Raw genomic sequence first — 8,572 nt, 5'->3', positions numbered from 1 at the left:
GTTGTCGGGGGTGTAGCTGCCGATGAAGCTGTTGGCCGACGAGACGGTGGTGAAGGTCGCGTTCTCGGTGGCCGAGCGGCCCTTGGCGTCCTTGGCGTTGGCGACCACCTTGTACTTGGTGCCGCGCTCCAACGGGCGCGAGGGCCGCCAGGAGGAACCGTCGGCGGCTATCGAGCCCTTGACCGTGGCGCCGTTGTCCACCTGGACCAGCCGCACGGCGGTCAGCTTGCCGCCGGTGACCTTGACGCCCGTGTCATTGATACCGGCGTCGGTGGCACCGTCCTCCACCGAGAGCTTGATCTTGAATCCGGAGGCGTCACCGGCCTGACCGTTCTTGCCGCCGTCGTTACGACCCGACGAGGCATTCCCGCCACAGGCGGCCAGGGCCACCACACCCGCCGTACACAACGCCCACACGGTCGATGTGCGGCGCATTGACCGGCGCATTGACCGGCGCCTGGGCGGCGATGCAGGTTTATCCGGTGTTGTCACGAGCTGCTCCACACAGAGGGGTTCGACTACGGGCTTGCGGTGTTGGCAGCGACCATAGGGACCATTCCTAAACCCGTCTCTTAGATGGCTCCTGATAACACCGTCGGGGAAGCGGCCGCGAGACGCGCCCAGTTGGCCGTGGCATTCGCCCCGAAGCCGACGTTCCCCGGACCGGCGGGCCGGACAGACCCCAAGACCTGCGGCTCTCGAAGGCGCCGCTGCGGTACCGGGACCTCGATTCGTTTGACCCGAAAGGAGTTCAGGGAATTCAGAGAGCTACCGATGAGAGCTTTACGTATCCGCGAAGGCAGAAATTTGTGTGAATTTTCAGGTGATTTTGTTTGATTTCACCCTCTGCTGCGGCGTAGCGTGAGGGTGGTCCGGTTGAAAGGCTGGGCCGCGATCCGAGATCCGAGATCCAAGGAGGCAATCATGAGCTTCCGAAAGGTTTTCCCTCTGAGGCGCAGGCATGGCTGCGGCGACTGGGATGACGACTGGGACTACTACGGCTACGGATACGGTCGTGGATTCGGCCGTAGGTTCGGCCGTGGAGGATACGGTCGTGGATTCGGCCGTGGGTTCGGCCGTGGAGGCTTCGGCTTCCGTCACTAGCCCAGCGGGATAACTTCGAGGCTGGTCCCTGTTCCACGAGGGCCGGCCTCTTATCGTGCGCGGGTGGATCCAGCGCTCGGGGAACGGGCGGAGGAGGCGGGGCGGCCGAAACGGACCGCGACACCGGGCGAGTACAGCACGCTCACCGGGGCGCCGAGCGGCCGCGGAAGCCCGGCGGACAGGGTCAGATCTTCATCGCACTCGATCAGTTCGGCCCGGTGCAGCGGCCACCGCGGGTGGGTGTTCGGCAGGTACCTCGCGCGTCCGAACGCGGAATTGTGCATCCCCCAGCGGGCGGTGAGGAAGTGTTCCAGATCGGTGGGCTCGTCGATCCGCTCTCGCGGGCGGACCGTGATCCGGCTGTACGCGCCCTGAGGCCCGGGCCAGCGCCTGGTGCTGGTGTAGATGATGGTGTCGTCACTGCGGCGGACGGCCATTCGGGACCAGAGGTACGGCAGTTGGAAGACCGTGCGGGCGATGGCCACCGGTATGAGGCGGGACGCGTCGAGCGAGCGGAAGACGACGCCGCGGCGGCCCTGGGCATCCACCGAGTAGAGACGGACATTGGTCTCCGGGAAGGTACCCAGGTAGGGCACGCCGGGGAGGCGAAACCAGCCCACGCGGTGCATGCGGAAGGGGACGAGCCCCACGTAGGTGGCTCCGTCCAGCGTGTCGGGAACGGTGCCTGCCGGGAGGAGAGGGGCAACCTCCGCGGGGTCAACAGCCCAGTGCAGGAAGGCCAAGTCGAGCCACGACTGGGTGAGCAGCGCGTTGCGCGGGGAACCGGGAGGATCGGCAGATATCGGTTCAGGCACCGCCGGAAGGACATCACACACTGGGTGCACCGATGCTTGCGCTCCACTGCCGGCATGCGGTGGCGATGTGTTCGGCGGCGCCGTCGAGCAGCATCAGGCCGATGCGGTCGACGTGGCGGTGCCGCCACGAGGCCAGTTCGGTGCCGTCGACCCACTGGTTGAAGGCACCCAGCGCCGGCCCGGTCTGGACCTGGTAGTTCACCTTTCCGGAGCCGTCGCCGTCCATGGCGAGGCGCGTGGTGTGGAAGAAGTACCAGCGGAACACCAGGGCCATCTTCTGTTTGGGGTCGGCGTCGGCCCGGTCGATATCGGTCTCGCGCCCCTGTGACCGGAGATAGGAGCATACGTCACCCCAGACCTCTTCGAGGCTTCTCCCGAAATACGTTCTCTCCAGGAGGGAACGGGTTTTCTGCGGTATGTCGTCGAGGCCGTCGTAGTGGGAGTACAGGGAGAACAGTTTGTTGGCCCGGGTGGGGAAGAAAACGCCTTTGCGGAGCACCTGCACCTTGGCGCCGAATTCAAACATGTCGCCTGCGGGGGCGTAGGCGGTGTCGGCGATGCCGATGTCCTGCAGCATGTCCTTGACCTCGGTGCTCATGCCGGATTCCACCGTGCACTGGTTGATGGATCCGGTGAGTACGTAATCGGCGCCCAGCACGAAGGCCGCAGCGACCGCAGCGGGGGTGCCGAGGCCGCCGGCGAGGCCCATGCAGATCGGTTCGTCGTAGCCGTACCGGTGCTGGGCCTGCCGCCGGAGCGTGAGCATGGCGGGCAGCATGACCGTGGCGACGCCGCCGTCCGTGTGGCCGCCGGAGTCCGCCTCGACCGTGATGTCGTGGCTCATCGGCACCGTCCGGGCGAGCTCCACCTGTTCGTCGGTGAGGGCGTTCTCCCGGCGGAGCCGGTCCAAGACCGGTCCGGGGGCGGGTGCCATGAACTGCTCGGCGACCTCCGGCCGGGAGACCTTGGCCATGATGCGGTGGTCGCACAGGGTGCGGCCGTCGGCACCGCGGTGCAGTCCGCGTGCCCGGTAGAGGACGAGCGCGGGGGTCATCTGCATGAAGGCCGACGCCTCGATGACGGGGACGCGGTGGCGCATCAGCAGCTCGACCAGGGCGCGCTCGGCCGCGGGGTCGTCGTGGTCGGCCAGGACGTTGACGCCGTAGGGCCGGCCGTCGGCCAGGCCGTGCTGGACCTCCTTCACCGCCTGCTCGATCTCCGGGAGCGGCAGACCGCCGGTTCCCAGGAAGCCGAGCATGCGGTTCCGGCCGAGCCTGACGACCATCTCGGCCGAGGCGATGCCCCGGTACATACCGCCCACGGCGTAGGCGTGGCGCACGCCCATGCGCCGACGGAACAAGGGGCTGCCGAGCGCGGCGGCCGGTGTGTCGGGGAGCGCGGCCGGCGTATCGCGCCGGGCAGCCGGTGTCTCGGTCCGGGCGGCCGGTGTCTCGGTTCGGGCGGCCGGTCGGGGGGCGGAGCGGATCTGGTCGATCAGTCGGCCGAGCACGCGGCCTCCGAGTTCGACGAAGTCGGTGACGCCGTGGTCGAGGAGATGGTGCACGCTCTCGGTCCAGCGCACGGGCTGCACGATCTGGTCGACGAGGGTGCGCGCGGTCCGGCCGGGGGCGTACGGGCGCGCCGTGGCGTTGGCGATCACGGGCGTCGCGGGGTCCCCGAGGGCGAACCCGTCGACGAATCGGGCGAAGTCCTGCTGTGCCTGGTGCATCAGGGGCGAGTGGAAGGCGCCGGACACGTTCAGTCTCACGCAGCGGACGTCACGCGCATCGAGGTGGGCCACCAGCGCGTCGACGGTCGCGGTGTCGCCGGACACCACCTGCTGCTCCGGTGCGTTGTCGTTGGCTACGGTCAGGCCCAAGAAGCCGCTTTCGTCGAGGAGTTCGCGCAACCGTGCCGCATCGACCCCGACCACGGCCGCCATGCCACCGCCCCGTGCCTGTGCCATCAGTGCGCCGCGCCGCTGGACGAGGCGCAGTCCGGTCGCGAAGTCGAAGGCGCCGGCGGCGTGCAGGGCGCAGTACTCCCCCAGGCTGTGCCCGGCGAGGAAGGCCGGCTGGTCGCCGGTGTTCTCGCGCCACTGCCGGTGGGCGAGCGCTCCGACCACGAACAGCGCGGGCTGGGTGTACTCGGTGCGGCCCAGTTGCCGGTGCGGATCGTCCAGGCACAGCGTGCGGAGGGAGTAGCCGAGGATCTCGGAGGCCTGGTCGGTGAGTTCCGGATAGGCGTCGAACAGTTCGCGCCCCATGCCACGCCGCTGGGCGCCCTGGCCGGGAAAGACCACTGCCTTCATCTCAGCGGCCTCCCTGCGCGGAGGTCGCCGGGGCGGAGACGTCTTCGGGGGCGTCATCCAGGACGTCATCGGGGGCGTCATCGGGGGCGTCATTGCGGGCATCCTCGACGGCACTCTCCACCATGCCCTCGACCGCACTCTCCACCACGCCCTCCACCACGCCCTCGACGGCGTCCTCGGCTGCGTAGAGCCGGTCGCAGAGGCGCATCAGCTTGTCGAGCGACTGCGGGGCCGTCATGACCTCGGCATGCATCGAGGTGTCGACGTCGATGGTGAAGAAGTCGTCGATCTGATCGGCCCACTCCTGCCAGTACGCGATGCCGTCCACGGTGGGGAGGGCGGGGTTCGGGAAGAGCACCATGTGCTCCTCGAAGGCGCCGAAGAACGCACCGCCCCGGTTACGCAGGTAGTAGCAGCGCAGTCCGTCGCGCCGCGGCAGCGGGTGCACCGTGTACGTCTCGCCCTGCGTGGCCTCGAAGTAGCGCGACAGCTGCCGGACGCGGGAGCGCAGCTGTGTCTCGGTCTTGCTGACGCCGCGGGCCAGGGCGGCTGCGATCAGGGAGTCGCGGAACGCCGTGGTGTCCAGGGTGGTGTCGACCTCGTCGCGGCGCAGGATCGGGGTGCCGCCGCCGTGTGCGTCGAAACGGTTGTTGCCGAGGATCAGGTTGACGGCGCGGAAGTCGCTCACCTTGGTGACCACGTCGGCGTCGAAGTTCCCGCCGACGACGAGGGCGTTGGCCTTGTTGGTGGATTCGGCGTCCAGCGTGTCCAGCATCACCAGCGTGCGCACGTCGGCGCCCTTCAGCTGGAGCTGCCGCACGGTCTCGTACGCGAACAGCCCGCCCAGGGAGAACCCGCCGATGTCGTACGGGCCTTCCGGCTGCACGGCGAGGATGAGGGACGCGTAGTGCTCGGCCATGGCGTGCTGGCCGGTGAGGATGTCGGTGGAGTCGATCCAGCCCTTCGGCTGGATGCCGTAGAAGGGGCGCGGGCAGCGTGCGGCCAGCGGGGCGTAGGACTCCACGCCGCCGTTGCCGTGGTGGACCCAGAACACCGGTCGGCCGGAGGTGACGCCATTCATGCGGACCAGTTCGGGGAAGGCGTTCGGCGATGCGGGCCGGGCGCGCGGTGCCGGGGCCTTTGCCCGTGGGGCCTCCGCCGAGGGGACCTCGTCCAGCGGAGCCACCGGAGCGGACTCCGGGGCGGACGCTGGGGCAGCCGTGCCGGTGATCGCGTCGACGACCTCCTGCAGCGTTTCGCAGCCGGCGATGACGTCGAGGGTGAGGGACGCGTCGATGTGCGTCTGCGCCTGGGTGAGGAACTGCATCATGAAGATGGAGTCGAAGCCGTAGTCGCCCAGGGACTTGTCCCCTCGCAGGGTTTCCGGGTCGACCTCCAGCAGCGTCGCCAGGAGGTCCCGGACGACGGTTCCCACGGCCTGTGGCTCGGTCGGCTGGGCGACGGGTGCGGGTACGGCCGCGGCCGCCGGCTCGGGGTGTGCCGGCAGGAAGCGCTGCCGCATCCGGGCATGGTCGCCGTCGAGGGCGATGGCGCTGGTCAGGCCGGTCGCCCAGATGCGGTCCAGGGCGTCGATGCCCACGGATGCGCGCATCGGCCGCATGCCCACGGACTCCAGGAGGTGGACGGTCGACGGGTCGGCGCCCATGCCGCCCTTCTCCCACAGCGGCCAGTTCACCATCAGGGTGCGGCCCGACCGGCGGCCCAGGTCCACCAGGGCGGTGCGGTGGGCGGCGTATCCGTCCATGAAGGCGTTGGCGGCGGCGTAGTCGGCCTGTCCGAGGTTGCCGAAGGCGGCCATGGAGGAGAAGCCGATGAAGCAGTCGAGCGGGACGGCGGCGGTCGCCTCGTCGAGGTGGCACAGTCCGGCGACCTTGGCCGCGAACACCTCGCGGAGGTCGTCCGCGGTCTTCCTGGCCACGAAGCCGTCGCGCAGCACTCCGGCGGCGTGGACGATCCCGTGCAGCGCGCCGTACTCGGCCTGGACATCGCGCACCGCCCGGGTCACGTCGGCGCGGTCGGCGACGTCGAGCACGCGGTAGTCGGCCCGGGCACCCAACGCCCGCAGGGCGGTGAGCAGTTCCTGCTGTGCCGGGCCCGCCGGGCTGCGGCCGCACAGGACCAGGGCGGGCGTCTCGACGCGCCGGGCGATGTCCTTGGCGAACAGGGCACCGAGTCCTCCGGCGCCGCCGGTCAGCAGGTAGACGCCGCCGTCGCGCCACGGCAGTACGGGGGCGGCCGGTGCGACTTCGCGCCACTGGGACACCTGTCGGCGTCCGCCGCGGTAGCGCACGGCCTCCTCGGCCGTGTCGGCGCCGTCGCGCCGCAGCCGTCCGGCCAGCTCGGCCGGGGCCGGGGCGCCGTCACCGTCCAGTGCGATCCACTGGGTCAGCAGCTTGGGGTGCTCCATGCGCGCCGTGCGGAGCATGCCGCTCAGCCCGCCCAGCCAGGGCGCGTGTGCGGGGGTGACGACCTGGATCAGGCGCGGCGGCCGGGCGGGCTCCTGCGCCTTGTCGCGCAGCAGCTCCAGCAACCGCTCGGCGTACTCGGTGTAGCGGGTGGCGGTCTCGCCGCGGGCCTGCCAGGTTTCACAGGTGGCGCCGCCCAGCGCTTCGCCGAGCGCGGTGGCGTCCGCCTCCGGGAGTTCGCACAGCACGACGTGCCGCTCGACGTCGTCGCCGTGGTGCTCCGGTGCCGCGCTCTCGCGCCAGTCGGCATGGATCAGCAGGGCGGGCGTGGTGGCCGGCTCGGCGGTGCGGGGCGCCGGGCTCGGCTTGCTGCGGGTGCTGAAGCCCAGCAGGCGCACGCAGACGGTGCCCTGTGTGTCGCAAAGGTCGATGTCCAGGCGGCGTACGCCGGAGTCGCGGCGGTCGTCCGCGGCGCGGCGCGCGAGGGCCCAGCCCTCGGCCGGGGTGGGGGCCAGGACCTGTATCTCGCGCACGGTGAACGGAAGTGCCGTCCCCTCCGGTGCGTCGCCGTGCTCGTCCAGCGCCAGTCCCAGGGTCGTCTGCAGGGCGGCGTCGAGCATGCCCGGGTTGAGTGTCAGCGAGGATGCCGCCGCCTCGGGGAGCAACAGGCGCGCAAGGGCGGTGTCCGCCCCGTGGTACAGCTCCTGCACGGCCCGGAACGCGGGGCCGTAGCCCATGTCCCTGCGCGCGAACAGCGCATAGCACTCGGCGCCGGAACGCCGGAACGGGAGATGCGCGCGCAGTGCGTCGACATCGTGGGCGTTGTGGGTGTCTGGGGTGTTGTGGGTGTCTGGGGTGTTGTGGGTGCTGTCGGAGGCGAGGAGCGCGGGGTCGATGTGTGCGGTGCCCGTCGCGTGCAGGACGCGGTCGCCGTCGCCGTGGGCGTAGACCTCGAACGTCCCGTCGGCCGGGTCCACGTCGACGGCGAGGGTCTGAGGTGCCGTCACCTCAAGGGGACGCAGCCAGGTCACGTCGCGCAGGCGGACGCCCGTGGGGGTGGCTCCGGGGGTGGCCCGGACGAGCGCGTCGCGCACGAACTCGAGGTAGGCGGCGCCGGGCAGGACGGGCGTGTCCCCCACGCGGTGATCGCGCAGGTAGAACTCGTGCCCGGTCAGCTCGCGGTGGTAGGGCGACGGTGGTGCGCTCGGCTCCGCGGCCACCGCTGCCGGGGCCCCTGCCGTGTTCTTCGCGGTGTTCTTCGCGGTGTTCTTCGCGTCGGCGATCCAGTAGCGCTGCAGCTTGAACGGGTAGGCGGGCAGCGGGATACGCCGCATCGGACGGCCGGCGGACAGGCGTCGCCAGTCGACGTCGAAGCCGGTGACCCAGAGCTTGAGCAGGCGTCCGAGCTTGCCCTTGGCTATCCAGCTGTCGATGGCGAGGGCGATGTCCTCGTCGCCGGCGAGCTCGTTCCACGGCCCGTGGCGCTGCGCCCGTCCGGTGTGCAGGCCCGGTGCGGTGCCGCCGCCGAGGAAGACGCCCAGCCGCTCGCGGAGATCGGCGAGCGAGGAGGTCAGGAAGGCGAGGCGCTCCTCCATCGCGACCCGGCCCGTCTGCAGGGTGTGGGCGAGGTCCGGCAGGTCGGCCTCGCCGAGCCTGCCCGAGTCGATCCAGCCGGCCAGTTGCCTACGTATTCCTCGAGGACGACATGGGCGTTGACGCCGCCGAAGCCGAAGGAGCTGACTCCGGCCCGGCGCGGCAGCTCACGGCCCTCGGCATCGCGCAGAGCGGGCCAGGGCCGGCGTTCGCGTACCAGGTGGAACGGGCTGCCGTCGAGGTCGATATAGGGATTGACGGTGTCGCAGTGCAGGCTCTTGGCGAGCGTGCGGTGCCGCATCTGCAGCAGCACCTTGATCACA

5 protein-coding genes are annotated in these 8,572 nt (G+C 70.4%); all 5 read right to left on the bottom strand.

Annotated features, from left to right (window positions below):
* On the bottom strand, positions 1 to 435 hold a 435-nt coding region (locus ADL29_RS38455; RefSeq protein WP_245689804.1), incomplete at its 3' end, for an Ig-like domain-containing protein.
* 719 nt (positions 436 to 1,154) lie between these two features.
* Positions 1,155 to 1,919, bottom strand: a complete 765-nt coding sequence (locus ADL29_RS38450) for a YqjF family protein (protein ID WP_245689803.1) — start codon at positions 1,917 to 1,919, stop codon at positions 1,155 to 1,157.
* A gap of 13 nt (positions 1,920 to 1,932) precedes the next feature.
* Positions 1,933 to 4,230, bottom strand: a complete 2,298-nt coding sequence (fabD, locus tag ADL29_RS38445) for an ACP S-malonyltransferase (RefSeq protein WP_053928117.1) — start codon at positions 4,228 to 4,230, stop codon at positions 1,933 to 1,935.
* A gap of 1 nt (position 4,231) precedes the next feature.
* Positions 4,232 to 8,293 (bottom strand): SDR family NAD(P)-dependent oxidoreductase, encoded by a 4,062-nt coding sequence (locus tag ADL29_RS38440; protein WP_425424313.1) that lies wholly within the window; start codon positions 8,291 to 8,293, stop codon positions 4,232 to 4,234.
* On the bottom strand, positions 8,227 to 8,572 hold a 346-nt coding region (locus tag ADL29_RS38435; RefSeq protein ID WP_157878681.1), incomplete at its 5' end, for a ketoacyl-synthetase C-terminal extension domain-containing protein. The genes ADL29_RS38435 and ADL29_RS38440, both read right to left, overlap by 67 nt.

Source organism: Streptomyces chattanoogensis, assembly GCF_001294335.1.
Lineage (GTDB): Bacteria > Actinomycetota > Actinomycetes > Streptomycetales > Streptomycetaceae > Streptomyces > Streptomyces chattanoogensis.
This window is presented reverse-complemented; position numbering and strand designations above follow the sequence as displayed.